This is a genomic window from Labrenzia sp. PO1 (assembly GCF_012273635.1).
Lineage (GTDB): Bacteria > Pseudomonadota > Alphaproteobacteria > Rhizobiales > Stappiaceae > Roseibium > Roseibium algicola.
On sequence record NZ_JAAXCR010000001.1, the window covers coordinates 753,038 to 770,447 of the forward strand.

Annotated in this window: 15 protein-coding genes; 8 read left to right on the forward strand and 7 right to left on the reverse strand. The window is 60.6% G+C overall.

Annotated elements, in window-relative coordinates; translation table 11 throughout:
- Nucleotides 1-30: 30 nt before the first annotated feature.
- Complete coding sequence (locus HCG46_RS03600) at nucleotides 31-1,614, reverse strand: PAN domain-containing protein (protein ID WP_168684652.1); 1,584 nt, start codon at nucleotides 1,612-1,614, stop codon at nucleotides 31-33.
- 343 nt (nucleotides 1,615-1,957) lie between these two features.
- Between HCG46_RS03600 and HCG46_RS03605 the strand changes: the two genes are divergently transcribed.
- Together HCG46_RS03605 and HCG46_RS03610 are read left to right on the forward strand one after the other, a co-directional pair.
- Nucleotides 1,958-2,368 carry a hypothetical protein gene (locus tag HCG46_RS03605; RefSeq protein ID WP_077292303.1) on the forward strand — a complete coding sequence of 137 codons (411 nt, stop codon included), beginning with the start codon at nucleotides 1,958-1,960 and terminating at the stop codon, nucleotides 2,366-2,368.
- Nucleotides 2,369-2,491: 123 nt separating this feature from the next.
- Nucleotides 2,492-4,330, forward strand: coding sequence for a VWA domain-containing protein (locus HCG46_RS03610; RefSeq protein ID WP_168684654.1), 1,839 nt, complete (start codon nucleotides 2,492-2,494; stop codon nucleotides 4,328-4,330).
- Nucleotides 4,331-4,733: 403 nt separating this feature from the next.
- On the opposite strand, the gene HCG46_RS03615 is transcribed toward HCG46_RS03610, so the two are convergent.
- The 3 genes from HCG46_RS03615 to HCG46_RS03625 form a co-directional block, all read right to left on the reverse strand.
- On the reverse strand, nucleotides 4,734-5,513 hold the full coding sequence (locus tag HCG46_RS03615; RefSeq protein WP_168684656.1) for a hypothetical protein: 780 nt from the start codon (nucleotides 5,511-5,513) through the stop codon (nucleotides 4,734-4,736).
- Between the two features lie 83 nt (nucleotides 5,514-5,596).
- Entirely contained in the window at nucleotides 5,597-6,250 is a 654-nt protein-coding gene (locus HCG46_RS03620) for an SH3 domain-containing protein (RefSeq protein WP_168684657.1), read from the reverse strand.
- A 101-nt stretch (nucleotides 6,251-6,351) separates the two neighbouring features.
- On the reverse strand, nucleotides 6,352-7,005 hold the full coding sequence (locus HCG46_RS03625) for a response regulator transcription factor (RefSeq protein ID WP_077292299.1): 654 nt from the start codon (nucleotides 7,003-7,005) through the stop codon (nucleotides 6,352-6,354).
- Between the two features lie 51 nt (nucleotides 7,006-7,056).
- On the opposite strand from HCG46_RS03625, the gene HCG46_RS03630 reads away from it, so the two are divergent.
- Entirely contained in the window at nucleotides 7,057-9,084 is a 2,028-nt protein-coding gene (locus HCG46_RS03630; protein WP_168684659.1) for a sensor histidine kinase, read from the forward strand.
- 22 nt (nucleotides 9,085-9,106) lie between these two features.
- On the opposite strand, the gene HCG46_RS03635 is transcribed toward HCG46_RS03630, so the two are convergent.
- The 3 genes from HCG46_RS03635 to HCG46_RS03645 are packed head-to-tail and all read right to left on the reverse strand — an operon-like array spanning nucleotide 9,107 to nucleotide 12,559.
- A complete protein-coding gene (locus HCG46_RS03635; protein WP_168684660.1) occupies nucleotides 9,107-10,720 on the reverse strand; it encodes a 5-guanidino-2-oxopentanoate decarboxylase in 1,614 nt (537 codons plus the stop codon).
- The gene (locus HCG46_RS03640; protein ID WP_168684661.1) at nucleotides 10,711-11,904 is read right to left on the reverse strand and encodes a pyridoxal phosphate-dependent aminotransferase; all 1,194 of its coding nucleotides are present in this window, start codon (nucleotides 11,902-11,904) and stop codon (nucleotides 10,711-10,713) included. The genes HCG46_RS03635 and HCG46_RS03640 overlap by 10 nt, the downstream gene beginning before the upstream one ends.
- A gap of 10 nt (nucleotides 11,905-11,914) precedes the next feature.
- Nucleotides 11,915-12,559, reverse strand: a complete 645-nt coding sequence (locus HCG46_RS03645; protein ID WP_031269085.1) for a TetR family transcriptional regulator C-terminal domain-containing protein — start codon at nucleotides 12,557-12,559, stop codon at nucleotides 11,915-11,917.
- Between the two features lie 299 nt (nucleotides 12,560-12,858).
- Here HCG46_RS03645 and HCG46_RS03650 point away from each other — a divergent pair, with 299 nt between their 5' ends.
- From HCG46_RS03650 to HCG46_RS03670, 5 genes are all read left to right on the forward strand, one after another.
- On the forward strand, nucleotides 12,859-13,632 hold the full coding sequence (locus tag HCG46_RS03650; RefSeq protein WP_031269084.1) for an ABC transporter ATP-binding protein: 774 nt from the start codon (nucleotides 12,859-12,861) through the stop codon (nucleotides 13,630-13,632).
- 76 nt (nucleotides 13,633-13,708) lie between these two features.
- Nucleotides 13,709-14,488 carry a transporter substrate-binding domain-containing protein gene (locus HCG46_RS03655; protein WP_023000375.1) on the forward strand — a complete coding sequence of 260 codons (780 nt, stop codon included), beginning with the start codon at nucleotides 13,709-13,711 and terminating at the stop codon, nucleotides 14,486-14,488.
- Nucleotides 14,489-14,568: 80 nt separating this feature from the next.
- Nucleotides 14,569-15,297, forward strand: coding sequence for an ABC transporter permease (locus tag HCG46_RS03660; protein WP_023000374.1), 729 nt, complete (start codon nucleotides 14,569-14,571; stop codon nucleotides 15,295-15,297).
- 1 nt (nucleotide 15,298) lies between these two features.
- On the forward strand, nucleotides 15,299-16,114 hold the full coding sequence (locus HCG46_RS03665; RefSeq protein ID WP_062487980.1) for an ABC transporter permease: 816 nt from the start codon (nucleotides 15,299-15,301) through the stop codon (nucleotides 16,112-16,114).
- Entirely contained in the window at nucleotides 16,115-17,278 is a 1,164-nt protein-coding gene (locus HCG46_RS03670) for a M20 aminoacylase family protein (RefSeq protein ID WP_168684663.1), read from the forward strand. It begins immediately after the preceding gene.
- The last annotated feature ends 132 nt before the right edge of the window (nucleotides 17,279-17,410 follow it).

The following is a 17,410-nucleotide window of genomic DNA, read 5'->3' on the forward strand; positions in this document are numbered from 1 at the left end:
GGTCCTGCTGGGCGGTCTTACTGGGCGGTCCTATTGGGCCGGCTGAACCATGAACCCGGCCACGATACCTTCGGCGTCGGAATAGACACCCGGCCGCGCGAACAGATCGCATCTTCCCGACCCGGCAGACCAGTTGAACCCGAGGCATGTGCGTTCCGTGCAGAGCGTCTCGCACTGGCCGGCCGATCCCGCCTGCAGGCTTTCGTCCGGCTGTCCGGGAAAGCCCTTGTTCTGTTTGGTGAACGTCTGGACTGGCACGCTCAGATTGGGTTTGAGAGACCCGGCGGCAGCCCGCTGCACATAGGTGTCGGCCTTGGAAAGAAGATAGAGCCTGCCATTGCTGTCACCGACGGACTTTTGAATGCAGATCCGGTTCCACCGGTCGTGGGTCACGGCATCACAGCCGCTTCTGGCGCGACAGGACGAGACACAGTCCTCCGCGCTCATGTTGCGGAGCACGCCATCCGGCAGATCTCCGCCATAAAGATCATAGCCGCTCAGGCGAACGAAACCGCCCTCGCCTGACGCAGCAGGTGCAGACGCGGGCGCATTGTCATTCTGCCCGGCAACGTTTCTTTCTGCCTGCTGGTCAAGCTTCAGGGAAGCCGGCAGCAGATACCAGTAAGGCGCGGAAAATTCCTCGGCCTCCCCGTCACCGAAATCGTCACCAACGGAATACTGCTCGAAACGGACGCTGAGCGGGCTGTAATCGGTATCCCAGAACCGCTTCCAGTCGTCGGATATCCGGACCAAACAGCCAAGCGCAGAGAATTTGCTCGGAGTATCATAATTGAAGACCTTGCCGATCAGGTCCTCTCCCTGCCTTGTCAGCACCACTTTCCGGTCGCCATCCGGATCGCCGATCAGGATTTCGTCGTAGTATTGTGAACTGGTCGTATATCCCGGCCGACCATCCATCAGATTGGCCGCATAGGCGTTGTCGCAGATATTTGCGATTTCCCGTTCCGTAATCGAGGCTGGTGGCGTCAGTCCGGTAACGGTGATATTGGCCAGCACCGCATCGCCGATGCTCTCTATGTGGAACATGTTTTCGGGGCGCGTGCCGAGGATCCGCTGATAGAGGAAATCCGTCATCGCCTCGACGTCGTGCTCTTCGCTCAGCTTGATATCGAAAAAGGATTCGGCAGCCTTAAGCGCAATCGCAAAGGCTGTCTGGACTTCGCTGGCAGGGTAACTGTTCTCGTTCGGCAGGTTGAGGCTGGGCGAATGGAAACCGAGCTTGCCCCCTGGACGCAGAGAGCGCATCTGAAAGCGGATCACGGCTGTCCCGATCCGCATGCTGCCGCCAAGGAAAGCCAGCGAACAGGCGGATTCGCACCGTTCGCCCGAACGCACCATGGTTGCGATATCCTGGTCCCAGATCGTGTCGAACAGCCGCTTTCCTTCGGCAAAGCTGCCCCCGGGGCTATCGAGGCACAGCGTGATGCCTTGCGAGTTGATCGGCAGAACCTTGAGCTTTTCGGCATCCCCCGAGACGATCTGACCCCGCAAATGATAGTCGCAACCTTCCGCGTTCGACGGAAACACGTCGGCCGCTTTCGCCACCGTTGCGGCAAGACAGAACAGGATAAACACCAGGCATCTCGAAATCATGGGCACTCCTTCTCCAGGCAGTCCGTTTAAATAGTTTTGGCAGGGCTGATCGGGCGCCCGAAAAAACCGGGGCCTCAGGTCGACCGGTACGGCCGGTCCGGGAATGAAATCGTCATCTCGAAATCGTTTTTCAAAACAGGCGACGAAGCAGCAATAGACCAAATATCGAAGCGTGTCTTCAACCCGCCGGTTGCGATGACCGGTCCGCTTTCAGGTACCTCACCAGACGCGCGATTGGGGTATCGACCCCATACTGACACCCCACCCGTTCTGGCACCTTTCTCTCATCGAAAGATCGATACCCCCTCCGAAAGGAGATTATTCAAGAGAAAGGAATTGACCAATGAAAGCCCTTGCCAAAACCGCAGCAGCCGCCAGCGTTCTTGCCATTGCAGGCGTTGCCTCCCTCGGAGCCGTGACCCCGGCCGCCGCCCTGTTCGACATCTGCAAGAAGGTCAACATCACGGTGAAGAACAACACCGGCCAGCCGATCCAGCTTTACGATCTCGATTACCGTGACCTCGGTTCCAACCGCTGGCGCTCGGAAAACATTTCCAACCGCGTCATCGCCCACGGTGGCACCTACAAGGTCACCCGGAACCTGGAAGGCGTGAACAACGCCAGCACCTTTGTCCGGGTCCAGTTCCGCAAGCTGAAGTCCAACGGCCGCTGGAACCTCCTCAAAACCTGGTACGCGGACTCCAGCACCTCGGTTTGCCGCAAGGGCGCAAGCTACCGCATCGTGTTCCGGTAACACCCGGCAAACACACCAAGGCCGCGCCGCAAGGGCGCGGCTCTTGCCCGGCACATTACCCAACCTTTCCCCATCATCCCGACACCCGGACCTTTCCTCCGGGCGACGAAAAGGATTTGTCTCATGTTTGGCAAACACATGCCCAGAACCTTGCTGATCAGCTCCGCTTCGCTGATGACAATCGCCTTCGCCGGCATCGCCTCGCAAACCATCGATTGGCAGGAGCTCGGGAAAAAGCTCACAAGCCCGGCGGAAGAAGCCGGCCGGATGACCATTGCAGGTGAGCGAGACGATGATGCCTCGGTTTCGACAACCCAGCGCAGGAAACAGGAGGAAAGCCACTCCGTCATCGCGGACATCTCCCGTCCGGCCGTAGCCCCGCAGCCTGCCCCGGCCCCGGCCCCGGCCCCGGCTTTTCAGGACAGACTAATGATTGGCTCGGAGGCAGCCACCGGTGGCTTGATGTCGCTTTCCTCCGGCAGTGGCGGCTCTGCCCCGAGAAAGGTGGCTCAGTCCGAACCACCGGCAATGCCAGCCGTTCAGCCTGCAGACCGGGAACGGTTTGCATCCGCGGAAGTCAATCCGCTGAAACGCACGAGCGCGGACCCGGTATCGACCTTCTCCGTCGATGTCGACACCGCTTCCTATTCCTATGTCCGCAGCACGCTGTCCGGCGGGCGATTGCCGAACCCGGATGCCGTGCGTGTGGAAGAAATGGTCAACTACTTCGATTACAGTTACCCCGTGCCCGAAAAGGGCGGTCACCCCTTCTCCACCAATGTTTCCGTGGTCGACACCCCGTGGAACGAACACACCAGGCTGATGCAGGTCGGCATCCAGGGCTACAAGGTGCCGCTCGATGACCTTCCCCCGCAGAACCTGGTGTTCCTGATCGACACCTCCGGCTCCATGGCCGATGCCAACAAGTTGCCGCTGCTGCAGCAATCCTTCCGCCTGCTGCTGTCCACGCTGCGCGACGAGGACGAAGTGGCGATCGTCACATACGCCGGCAGCTCCGGTGTTCTACTGGAACCGACCAAGGTTACCGAAAAGAGCCGGATCCTGGAAAAGATCAACGCGTTGACCTCCGGAGGCTCAACGGCAGGTCATGAAGGTCTGAAAGGAGCCTACGCCCTGGCCGAAACAATGACCGGCGACGGCGAGCAGACCAGGATCATCCTGGCCACCGACGGCGACTTCAACGTCGGCCTGTCCGACCCGGACAACCTGAAACGCTATGTCACTGAACAGCGGAAAAACGGCACGGCGCTTTCCGTTCTCGGCTTCGGCCGCGGCAACTACAACGATGAACTGATGCAGACCCTTGCGCAGAACGGACAGGGCGTTGCCGCCTACATCGACACGCTGTCCGAAGCCCGCAAGGTGCTGGTGGACCAGGTGGTCAGCTCCATCTCCATGATCGCCCAGGACGTCAAGATCCAGGTCGAGTTCAACCCGGAAACTGTCGCCGAATACCGCCTGATCGGCTACGAGACCCGGGCGCTCCGAACTGAGGATTTCAGGAACGACAAGGTAGATGCGGGAGATATCGGCGCGGGCCACAACGTCACGGCCCTTTATGAAATCACCCCTGTCGGCTCGCCGGCGGAAAAGTTCTCGGACCTGCGCTACGGCCCCAAGGAGAAGATCGAACCCGTTCGCGCTTCCTATTCGGGTGAACTCGCCTTCGTGAAGCTGCGCTACAAGCTGCCCGGAGACAAGGAAAGTACCCTGATCGAGACACCGGTCATGGCAGATACAAGCGGCATACCGATGTCGGAAACTCTCTTTGCCGCGTCAGTTGCCGCCTTCGGGCAGAAGCTGAAAGGCACCGATCACCTGGGAGATTGGGATTTCAAGGCGATTGAAAAACTCGCCAGTGAGAACAAGGGCGCTGATCGCTTCGGCTACCGGTCTGAATTCCTGAGCCTCGTCCGTCTCGCGGACGTCGCCGAGCGTTAAACACCCCTACCACCCGCATGGAAACCGGCAGCCCCTCCTGCCGGTTTCTGCTTGTTACTCTCCCCAGGTTGCCCGTCGCTCCATCCGCCTCCCCACCAATGGTCATCCCGCCGTTGATCATCCCTCCTTTGGTCATCCCTCCTTTGGTCATCCCGGACGCAGCGCAGCAAAGATCCGGGATCGGGGAGCCGAGGGTCGTCGAAATGGGCACCTAAAAAGGATCCCGTTCCTCCCCGATCCCGGCTCGCGCTGCGCTTGGCCGGGATGACGATGGAGAAGGTCCTCGAATGTCATCCCGGGCGAGCAACACGAGAGCCGGGATCCACTCATTCCCAGAGCCCAACGAACGACTGACAAATTCGAGAATAAATCTGGTGGCTGCGCGATTGCGCTGTCGGGCCGGTTACCGGTCCCGCAGCCAGTCCAGGGACACTTGCGTCCCATCTGCCTCGACCAGATCGAGACGGCTGGAGAGGATCAGCGACAGGGCACCCAGGTCGTTGGTCTTCCAGAGATAGATCGTATGGCGTGTCGGCTCGAAGCGGGCACAGGCCGTCGCGCCGACATCGGCAACATAGCGCGGCGGACCATCTCGCCGGATATCAAAGCCCTTGGCGCCGCTGGCATCGTCCGGATTGGTCAGGCAGACCGTCACCAGCCGCGCGGAAATCGCATCATCGGCATCTGCGGCTTCCTCCAGTGGAGCCGGTTCCTGAGCACGCCTTGCGGCGGACTTTTCGATGGCAGAGTTCAAGCCTTGAGCGTCCGCACCAGTGGCTTCCCGTTTTTGCGAATTTTGCTTCGGTGCTGCAGCCGGCGCAACCCGTTCCCTCTGGGGGACAGTCCGGTCGATGGCCCGATCTAACTCCGGACTCATGCGGTCGGTCCAGGATGGGGCGTCGGAGGGTGCAGGTGCATGCGCCGGTGGTCGTGGCCGTGGCTGCGCTGGCGGTGGAGGGGCAATCTCGGCAGCAGCCCCCTCGCTGTCCATCAGCCGGTGCTCGGGCGCACGCATCTCGGCAGGTTCTACCGGTTCCGGAGCGGCTGACGGGGCGGCCTCCAGCGGAACCGGTGGTGCAGGCACCTCGCCTTTCTGAAAGCGGATCAGGTCGTTGCTGCCGCTTTCCAGGAATGTCGGCTCCGGCAAGCCGCTGGCCAGAACCGCGGCAGTTGCGCAAGACATCAGCAAGCCTCCGATGAAAAGGCTTTTGGCAGATCTGCGCTGATGCTGATTTCTGACCGGCATGGGGCTCGTCGATATGTCTTTCAATTGGCGGGCTCAAGGTAACGGGTATTCACCCATCCGGACACCGCGCCCGAACGGATTTCACACCAGCTTCCCTCACAGCTCTCGGAAAGTTCCACATTACAGGTTCCCGCCGCAAGAGCGCCGGTAACGGCATGCCGTGTTCCGGGGCCCTGCCGTACATTCAGAACATCGTCCTGCGCAATGCTGACGCACATCAACCGGCCGTCAACGGCACCGGAAGACCGGAACATGGCAGGTGGTGATGCGGATGCGGTGCATATCCCGCCGACATTCACACCACGTGCGCACAAGGGTTTGACCTTCATCTCCAGAAGCTCCCATTCGCCCGTCGCCGTGTGAACAACGGTGCCCCTGTAATGCTCACCGGAAAGGCTGTCATCAAGATATCCCGTCATGACGATATCGACACTGTAGCCGCTGTCGGCCTTGCGCACCTTCAGGTCGAGCGCTGCATTGCCTTCGTCACTCTCCGGATGGCCTTGCAGAAACGGCATCAGCACATCCATGAAATTGGCGGCGACCGCCGTGCCGGGAGCAACACGGATCTCGCGAAAACCGTCATCCTGCGCCTGGACCGAGCCCGTGATCAGCATGCCGGCAACGGGTATCGCGGCAAGCGAGGTGGCTGAAAGTCTGAAATAGGGGCGCATGGCACAATCCTTTTGCGGGTCACTTGCAGCAGTAACGCATGGCGGCTGGCCACCGGCCATGGGGCCGATCCCCCATTCCGGCCAGAACAGGCATTCTCCGGTCAAAGTTCCCGCGATGGATCAATCATGCCTTCCTTCAGCGCCTTGGCCATCAACTGCGGCACCGAATGCACGTTCAGCTTCTGCATCAGGCTGGTGCGGTGCTTGTCGACGGTCTTGACGCTGATGCCAAGTCCTTCGGCAATTTCCTTGTTGGACCGCCCGGCGAGGATCAGGTTCAGCGTTTGCCGTTCCCGGTCGGTCAGCACAGGTGGCGCGGGCGTCTCTTCCAGGATCTTCAGAAACACGTCCGAAATATGCCGCTGTCCGCGCAGGATACCCGGCAGTTTCTGGTAGAACTCGGCATTGTCCGACGCCTTCGAGAACAGGCCATCAACCCCGGCCTCGATGAGATCCGATATCAGCCCGACAGCGGAAATGCCTGTCAGTACGACCACCCTCGTTTCCTTCGACCAGCGCCTTGCCTCGATCAGCACTTCCACGCCGCCTGCCATCGGCATGGAGACATCCAGCAACAGGAGGTCTGGCCGCTGCTTGCGCACTTCGGCTATCGCGCTGAGGCCGTCGCCGGCTTCCGCCAGCACGTTGATCCCCTCCGGTTCGATCAGGCCCGGTTTTTCCAGAGCGTCGCGCAAACCCGAGCGAACGATTGCGTGATCGTCTGCAATGATGGCACTATATCTTTGATCTTTCACGGCTCTCGATCCAGCAGCTGCAGTCCTTCTATCTGACATGCCTTTGGGGAAATGACCAGAATTCTGCACCTGTGGGCCCTTCTGTTTTTCAGCCTTCTCGTGACCGGCATCGCCCGGGCAGAAACTGTGCGCCTCGAGCCCGGCCAGGGGATTGGCGACCTGAAGCCGCATCTGGTCTATGAGAGCGATCCGTCAGCATCTCTTGCCGACATCCTGAACCGGTTCCGCACCGGCAAATTCTCTCCGACCCTCAAGGCCTCTCTGCTGGAAACCAACTATGCGCCGGAAGCCTGGGCCGCTGTCGAGATCGTCAACGCAACACTGAACGATGGCCGTGCGCCGGATCCTTTCGTGCTGACGATCGACCTGCCGCTGGTCAGCGAACTGGATGCCTATGTCATCCGCGAAAGCGGCTTTACCGAAAGCCTGATCAGTTATTCGATTTTCGACCCCTTCGCACCGGAAGACCACTCGGTCACAAGGTTGCGCACGCCTGTCTTCGACATCGCGCCGCAAGAGCGGGTTACCCTCCTGGTCAATTTCAAGTTCGGGCCTTTCCAGTCCTTCAAGATGGCGCTCGAAACACCGGTGGAGCTTGAAGCCTCAGCCTTTGCGTCCGGCATCACCCATACGGCGTTCTACGCCTTCACGATCTCCTGCCTGATTTTCTTCTTCGGCTTTCATCTGGCCATGAAAAACTGGATCGGCATGCTCTATGCCGTCCAGTTCGGGCTCGGGCTTGCTTTCATCGCTTATATTGACGGCCTCTGGTTCCGGTTCTTCTTTCCCGACAGGCCTGAACTCCAGTCTCCGACAGGCTTCTTCCTGCTGTTCTCCCTATCCGGCCTCGGCTTCGTCATTTCCGGCCGCTCTGTCGCCACCGCGGGCCGCGAGACAAGGCTTTCCATCGGCCTGACAGCCCTTTCCGCCCTATCGATCGCCGGTTTCGGGTTGTCTTTCTTTTCGCCCGGCACCTATGTCGCGTTTTTCGGCTATGTGCTGCTGGCGCTGATGTTCATTTCCGTTTTCCTGGCAGGCCGCAGCTGGCGACGCAGCGAAGGCGCGGCACATGTCAGCTCGGAACTGGTTTCAGCCTTTGGCACCGTGCTGGTCGTTGGGCTGATTGCCTTGATGGTCGTTGGCCTCGAGACTGAAATCCTGCCAGTTGCGAGCACGGTCAAGGGTATTTTCTCCTGCCTGCTGATTGCCACCATGACCGGTTTGACCGCCCATATCGTTGCCTTGCGCCACAAACACGCAAATGCCGTTCAGGCCGAAATCGCTGCCCTTGAAGCAGAAGCAAGGCGCAGTCGGGAGCTGCTCGTGGCCGAGCGCAATTACACGCGTGCCCGCGATCTGGCCAGCCTGCGACAGCGGCAACTGGCGACCGCTTCCCATGATCTGAAACAGCCGATCACTTCACTGAGGCTCAGCTTCGACCATCTTGCCGACCATATGGAACCGCCGGTTCGCCAACGTCTTGCAGAGGCATTCGACTACATGGAGGCCCTGTCGAATTCCTATCTGGCGGAAACGGCACCGCGGAACGATGGCACAGAGACAGCCGAAAGCTCCGACCCAACCGGCGAAGAAGACCACGCCCAGAAAGACATCGCCATCACCCGCGCAGAACCGGCGGAAACCGAGAGCTACGAACTTTCGCTTGTTCTCGACACGGTCCAGCAGATGTTTGGCGAGGAAGCGATCTCAAAAGGCCTGAAGTTGCGACGGGTTACATCAACCCGCAAGACCGCCGTGCCGCCCATGGTCCTGATGCGCATCGCCAGCAATCTGGTCTCCAACGCGGTCAAATACACCGAAAAAGGCAAGGTCCTGATTGGCGTCCGTAACCGTGGACAGGCCCTGGAGCTTTGTGTGCTCGATACGGGACCAGGCCTGACCGAGACAGAACAGCAAACCTTCCTGAAAGCGTACCAGAAAGGCAGCACGTCCAGCGGACATGGCCTTGGTCTTTCGGTCTGTCACGACCTTGCGCGTGAACACGGGCTTGCGTTCACCTGCCAGTCTGCAAAAGGCAGGGGAACGCAATTCAGGCTGTCCTTGCCGGCCTCAAGCTGAGCAAAGCCCGCAGGGCCTCACGTCAGGCGGTCGCCCCACGCGTGCCTGTTTCGTGGATTTCGATCAGGCTTGGTCCGGGCAGGTCTGAAAACCGCTTCAGAGCAGCCCCCAGCTCCGAGACGTCATCAAGACGCACGGACGGCAAACCATAGGCGTCGGCGATCTTGCCAAAATCGGGTGCTGATGGCGTCACGCCTTCCGGTTCAATCCCGCAATCCAGCATGTAGGTGCGGATTTCGCCATAACCGTCGTTGTTCCAGACCAGGAAAATCACCCTGGCTCCGCAATCCCTGGCTGAGCCGATTTCGGCAAGCGAGAACTGAAGCCCGCCATCACCCACAAGGCAGATCACAGGCGTTTCAGGTTCGCCGATGCTGGCACCTATCGCGGCCGGAGGACCATAGCCAAGTGCACCGAACCCTGTTGCCGCGTTGAACCAGCCGTGCGGCCGGCCTGCTTCAAACGACAAGTTGCCGGAATAGATGGCCTGCGTGCTGTCGCCGACGATGATGCAGCCGGGCAGCGTTTCGCGGATCGTCTCCAGAACGCCGATTTCCGCCTGCATCTTGGGGCTCAACCAGGTTGAAACCGCCTCTCGGCAAGCCTTGGCCCGTGCAGCACCGTCCGCCTCCGTACCGGGACCTTCAAGCAGCGGCAGAAGGTCGTCCAGCAACTGGTCGACACTGGAGAGGACCGGCAGCGCAGCCTCAGGCCCCCGGGCAAGCTGGTCTGCATCGATGTCCACCCGCACCAGATCGGCAAGCTCCGGAAAGCCGCCATCGGCATACATGTCGTAATCCGTCTGTCCCATCTGCGTGCCGAGCGCAATCACCAGATCGGAGGCTGCAAGCAGGTCGCGGACGGCGGCAAGGCTTGGGCTGGCCGGAACGGAGAGCGGATGTCCCGCAAACATGCCCCGCGCATTGACCGTAGTGATCAGCGGCGCATCAATTCGCTCCGCCAGCAAACGGATCTTGTCTGCGGCAGCAACAGAACCGCCACCGCACAGGACCGCCGGGCGCTGGGCCTTGCGACATTTCTCGACAAGCTCCAGCACCTGTGCCTGAGCCGCCCGCGGGCCGCAGGCCTTTGAGGGGCGCAGGTCGCCAACGGCAATCTTTTCCACCATCACATCGGTTGGAATTTCGATATGGACCGGCCCTGGACGCCGCGACTGCAGGATCGCGAAGGCACGCTCCATGACAGCCGGAAGGTCCGAGGGCTCCAGCAACGTGTGTGTCATCAGCGCAAGCGGTGCCATCATGGCGCGCTGGTCCGGCAGCTCGTGCAGCTTGCCCCGGCCATGGCCAAGGCTTGCGCGTGCATTGACGCCCGAGATCACCAGCATCGGCACGGAATCCTGATAGGCCTGCGCCATCGCGGTGATCGTATTGGTCAGGCCCGGGCCGGTGATCACCAGTGCGACACCGGGTTTCCCGGTTACGCGGGCATATCCGTCCGCCATAAACCCGGCCCCCTGTTCGTGGCGCGGGGTGATGTGGCGGATTTCGGAGGCAGCCAGCCCCCGATAAAGCTCGACCGTGTGCACGCCGGGAATGCCGAAGACGGCTTCCACGCCATTGGCCTCAAGAATATCGATCAGGGCCTCACCGACCGTTTTGGTCACTACGCCCATTTGCGGCTCTCCTCGTCGTCGAGACTGTCCGCAAAGGCCGCGATGCGGTCTGTTGCTTCGGAAAGCGTTTCATCGGCTACCGTCAACGACAACCGGATGAAATTCGTCGCCTGATCGCCGAAGGAGGCCCCTGGCATCACCGCGACCTGCTTTTCCTCCAGCAGCCTTTCGGCAAAGGTGGCACCGTCCAGTCCCGTTGCACTGACATCCACCAGCAGGAACATGCCGGCTTCCGGCATCATGGGCTTAAGGGCGCCATGTCCGGACAAATGCCCGATGATGAGCTTCGCCCGCCGCAGATAACTCTCCCGCATGCGCTCGGCGGTGTCGAAATCCCCGGCAATCGCCATGGCCGTCATGTCCGCGATGAACGGCTGTCCGCCGAAAAGCATGGTTTCGGACACCGCCAGCAATCGCGTGCAGAATTCTTCCGGACCGATTGCCCAGCCGGACCGGAAGCCGGGGGCGGCGTGAGATTTGGAGATAGAGGACACCACGATGGTCCGGTCCGCGAGCGCCGGCTGGTCGAAGGGGGAAGCGAAACTTCCCTCGAAGATCAGCTTTTCATACACCTCGTCGCAGACGATCCAGAGGTCGTGCTTGATGCAGACCTCACCGATGGCGGCAATTTCCTCAGCCGTCAGCGTCGCCCCGGTCGGATTGTGCGGCGTATTGAGCAGGAGCACCCTGCTGTCCGGAGTGACTGCCTTTTCAAGATCTTCCGCCTGAAGGTGAAAACCCTTTTCAGGGCGGAGCGGCACCGGCACCATGTGCGCACCGGTCGCGGCAATAACGCCTTCGTAGGTGGCATAGAGGGGATCACCTGCCAGAACGGCGTCGCCGGCCTCCACAAGGCCCAGCATCACCGCAAAAAGGGCAGTCTGCGTGCCTGGGAAACACAGGACATTCTGCTCGTTCACGTCAGGCCGGCGCTTGCGATATTTTTCCGTCAATGCAGCAACGATACCGGGCTCGCCCCGACCGTTGGAATAACGGATACGGCCGGCCCTCATCGCCCGGTTGGCTTCCTCGAACAAGGCTTCGTCGGGCAGGATGTCCGGCTCGCCGATCGTCAGCTCGATGACGGGAACGCCCGCAGCCGCCATTTCGCGCGCCTTGATGTGGACAGTCCATTTTCCCGAGCCCAGGTGGGCAAGGCGGTCGGTGATCGACGCATAACGCATAGTCGGTCTCTCAGTTTGAGTGTGGTTTGGCGGCAAGGCTTATTCCGCCAAGCAATGCCTCGACGGACCGGATGGCAACGCCCGGAAGGGGCGTTTCGGAAAAGAGGTGACCCACCAGCGTGCCTTCGATCCACAGACCGTCGATCACGCCGTTGATCGCAATTGCCAGCTCCCGGCACCGCTTTGCATCGGGTGGCTCACCCGATTCGGCCAGCACCTCGGCGACGAGGGTTTCCAGCACAGACCGAAACGCGAGATAGCTCTCAAGGTGAATTTCGGCAAAGGCCGGATCGACGCGCACATGACTGATGAACGCAGCCCAGAGCGACAACGTCCGTGCGTTGGCAACCGGCGGCGTCAGGTTGGCCACGATGAAATCGTGCAGGCGTGCCCTGGGGCTCTGCTGATCACCATCGGCAGCCGCCGCCACAGTGGACGTCATTCCGGTCATGACTTCCCGATAGGCATCCTGCAGCATCTGGTCCTTGCTGGAAAAATAATGGCGGATCAGGCCGGGGGTGACACCGGCGCGTGCCGCGATTTCACGAACGGTCGCGCCGCGCAGACCAAATTCGGAAATGCAATCCAGCGTCGCCCGGATGAGATCCTGACGCCGCTCGGCCTCACTTGCGCGATGGAACGGACGACGGCTCATGACAGGCTCCGGACCGGCAGAATCCCGCGCACTGACGGGTTCGCAGGCGAAGTCAGGCACCATGCTGCAGCCATCGCTTTCGCCTCCCGCGCCATTCTTGTGTCCTCCGCCATGATCTCCGGTCGCCTGACGCACCGGCATCGATTTTTTCGTTATTATACGGTTGAATAATTACGAGACAAGTGCAAAGCTGACAACACTTACCGGGCGGAGAGCTGACGCCGCACCGGCAAAAAAGACGAGGTCAGCGGGGAACAGAAACAACAGTGCACCGGCTCAGGCCGGGCAATGGCGGTAGGATGGAACCAGCGGCGCCAGCCATCGAGGTATGCGACCTCTTTAAACGTTTCGGAGCTCTTGAGGTGCTCAAGGGTGTCTCGCTCACGGCCCGGCAGGGCGACGTGATTGCGATCATCGGCGGATCGGGCTCCGGCAAATCAACCTTTCTGCGCTGCATCAACATGCTTGAGATGCCCAGCGCCGGGTCGGTCACCATCCATGGTGAGACAATCGACCTGAAAAACGACGGCCACCATGGCCTGCGCCCTGCCAACCGCAGGCAGATCGAGCGCATTCGCAGCCAGCTTGCGATGGTTTTCCAGAGCTTCAATCTGTGGCAGCACATGACAGTGCTTCAAAATGTGATTGAAGTGCCTATCCACGTTCTGGGCATGAAACGCGACGAGGCCGTCGGCATCGCCGAAACCTTGCTGCGCCGTGTCGGACTGCACGAGAAGCAGGATGCCTATCCGGCCTTCCTGTCCGGTGGTCAGCAGCAGCGTGCAGCTATCGCCCGTGCTCTTGCCGTCCAGCCGCTCGCCATGTTGTTCGACGAGCCGACATCCGCTCTCGATCCCGAACTGGTCGGAGAGGTCCTCGGCGTCATCGGCGATCTGGCCCGTGAACAGCGGACAATGATCCTGGTTACCCACGAGATGAAATTCGCTCGGGAAGTCGCCAGTCACGTCATCTTTCTGCACAACGGCATCATCGAGGAACAGGGACCGCCGGACCAGGTGTTCGGCGACCCGAAATCGGAGCGGCTGAAGAAATTCATCAGCTCGATCAACTAGACCCTCCCGCAGACGTTTCGCGGGGAGGTCCTGCCGGAAGGTCCGGCACGAGAAGTCTAAAAAACAGGGGAACAGCATGAAACATATTCTGAAGACAGCATTCGCAGCCGCCGCACTGGCCACCACAGCGTTCACCGGCGCCATGGCTGAGGAAGTAAAGGTCGGCGTCGCAGCCGAGCCCTACCCGCCGTTCACCTCTCCCGATTCCAGCGGCAAGTGGATCGGTTGGGAAATCGAATTCATGGACGCGATCTGCGCGGAAGCCAAACTCGACTGCGTCGTCACGCCAGTTGCCTGGGACGGCATCATCCCGGCCCTGACATCCGGCAAGATCGACATGATCATCGGCTCCATGTCCATCACCGAAGAGCGCCTGAAGACCATCGATTTCTCCGACAAGTACTACAACACTCCAACCGGCATCATCGGTGCCAAGGGTGACGATTTCGACGCGACTCCGGAAGGCCTGTCCGGCAAGATCATCGGCGTTCAGGTTTCGACCATTCATGCCGACTATGCCGAGAAGTATTTCGGCGAAGGCGCTGCCGAGATCAAGCAGTACCAGACCCAAGATGAAGCCAACCAGGATCTCGCCGCTGGCCGCCTCGACGCCGTCCAGGCGGACGCCATCGCGCTCGACGCCTTCCTGAAGTCCGATGCGGGTGCCTGCTGCGAACTGAAGGGCAACGTCCAGGACGATCCGGCGATCCTCGGTGCCGGCGTTGGCGTCGGCCTGCGCAAGGGCGACACGGAACTGAAGGACAAGGTCAACGCCGCGATCAAGGCGATCCGCGAGAACGGGACCTATGAAACGTTCTCCAAGAACTGGTTCGACTTCGACATCTACGGCGGCTAAGCGGCCGGATCACCCTTAGGAAACCGTCCCGCGCCCTCGGGCGCGGGCGGACAGTTTCAAAGCAAGGTTGACCGCTGCCGATGGCTGCCCCTTCCGGATTTCTCAATCTCGATCTGCTCGCCCTGTCGCCACCGGGCTGGGGCGGAGTTCTACTCGCCGGCTTCGCAGCCTCGCTGCAGCTCGCCGTCGGCGGTTTTGGCCTGGGTCTGCTGATCGGTATCGGCGGCGCCTTCGGAAAGCTTTACGGTGGCCCGATCCTGCGCGACCTGCTTGAGGTCTACACAACCGTCATTCGAGCCGTTCCCGAGCTTGTCCTCATCCTGTTGCTTTATTACGCTGGAACAGACGCAGTGAATTCGCTGCTGATGCTGGTCGGTCTGCCAAGGGTCGACATCAGCGGCCTTGCCGCCGGCATCTTCGTCATCGGCGTCGTCCAAGGCGCTTACTCGACCGAAGTCCTGCGTGGTGCCATCAAGGCAGTACCGCCCGGACAGATAGAGGCAGCCCGTGCCTACGGCATGTCGCCCTTCAAGACACTGCGCCGCATCACCTTGCCGGCCATGTTGCCCTATGCCATTCCGGGTCTTTCAAATCTCTGGCTCATCGCCACCAAGGATACTGCCCTTCTGGCCGTGGTCGGCTTCTCGGAACTGACGCTTGTGACCCGCCAGGCAGCCGGCAGCACCAAGGCCTACATGCTGTTCTATTGCGCCGCCGGCGTGATGTATCTCACGCTGACGCTGGTCTCGAACCGCGTCATCGCCCATATCGAAAAACGCGCAAGGCGCGGCATAGCGGGGCCTGTGTGAGATGAGCGAAACCAAGATCACAATGCCCGCCTATGTTCCGCCGCCGCCACGCCGGCTGTTGGAACCGCACAGGATCTTCCTGCTTGCCGTCTTCGCAGGCATCGTCTTCTGCGCGATCTGGTTCCTGCGGTGGGACTGGTTGCCCAAATACCAATGGAAGCTGCTCCACGGCATCTGGGAAACACTGTTTCTGCTGTTTTCGACGGCAGCCGTCGGCTTTCTCCTTGCCATAGGCCTGGGCCTCGTCCAGGTCACCGGACCAAGACCGCTCGCCTGGCTGGCCCGTGGTTTCTGCACATTGATCCGCGGCACGCCGCTGCTTCTGCAACTCTGGCTGCTCTACTACGGCCTCGGCTCGGTGTTCGCGCAGTATCCGGAAATCCGGCAGTCGATGTTCTGGCCCTATCTGCGCCAGGCCTGGCCGTATGGCTTCACGGCCCTGATGCTGTCATTTGCCGCCTATGAGGGGGAAGTGATGCGCGGAGCGTTTGCCGGTGTGCCAAGGGGCGAACTGGAAGCCGCGCGTGCCTTTGGCATGGGCCGCTTCACCATGTTCCGCCGCATCTGGCTACCGCGCGCCATCTACCGTGCCTTGCCGACCTTGAGCGGCGAAACCGTGCTGCAGCTGAAATCGACACCGCTTGTCGCGACCATCACGGTGGTCGATGTCTATGCGATCATTTCAAGAGTTCGGCAGGATACGTATCTCACATATGAGCCTCTGCTGCTGCTTGCACTGATCTATATGTGTCTCACCGGGATTCTGGTATTGCTGTTCCGCTTCCTGGAAAACCGTATCCCCAGCCGTGGTGCGTAAATGACCGTTCAGTCGTCCAACTTCCTTCCCGAAATCGTCGCCACAAGGCGCCATCTGCATACGATCCCCGAGATCGGCCTGTCGGAATTCAAGACCTCGGACTACGTCGCCAGTGAACTGGCTGCGATGGGCTACGAGGTTACGCGTGGCCTGGCAACAACCGGCATTGTCGCAACCCTGCGCAATGGCACCTCGCAAAAGAGCATCGGCATTCGTGCGGATTTCGACGCCCTGCCGATCCTGGAGGAAACCGGGGCGGACTATGCCAGCACCCATCCCGGCGTCATGCACGCCTGCGGCCATGACGGCCACACGGCCATGCTGCTCGGCGCCGCGAAAATCCTCTCGGAACGCAGGCAGTTCGACGGTACGGTGCATCTGATCTTCCAGCCGGCGGAAGAAAACTTCGGCGGTGCAAGGCTGATGATGGGCGACGGGCTGTTCGAGCGGTTCCCCTGCGATGCCGTATTCGGCCTTCACAATGACCCGAGCCTGCCCTTCGGCCAATTCGCCTTCCGGGACGGCCCGATGATGGCAGCTGCCGACGAGTGCAAGATTACCGTTGTCGGCCACGGAGGCCATGGTGCAGAACCGCAGGCGGCATCCGACCCGATCGTGTGCGGCGCCAGCATCATCATGGCACTGCAGACCATCGCCGCGCGCAACATCCATCCGCTGCAGTCTGCCGTGATCACGGTCGGTGCCTTCAACAGCGGTATCGCCAGCAACGTGATCCCCGAGCGGGCGGAAATGAGCCTGACCGTTCGAGCTTTGGAACCGGATGTGCGCGACGAGCTGGAACGGCGTATCCGCATGATTGCCGAAGGACAGGCTGCCAGCTACGGCATGCGGGCCGAGGTCGATTATGAGCGCGGTTATCCGCCGATGATCAACCACACGGCCGAGACCGGCTACCTGCGTGACCTTGCCAGGCGCTTTGCGGGCGAGGAAAAAGTCACAGACCTTACCCGTCCGTTCATGGGCAGCGAGGACTTTGCCTATTTCCTGGAAGAACGGCCCGGCTGCTACTTCATGCTCGGCACTGCCAGAACCGATCGCGACCCGCCCCTGCATCACCCCAAGTATGACTTCAATGACGACATCCTGCCTATCGGCACGAGTTTTTGGGTGGAGCTGGCGGAAGATTTCCTGTCGAGAAAGTAACACACGGGAACTCACCACAATTTGAACCAGCCTGCAAACGGAGCGTCTGGTGAAATTTCACCGGCCATACGCCTTCATATTGCAACTGGACGACGTTTCCCGAAATAGTGGGCAGGCCACCTGGCCTGCCCT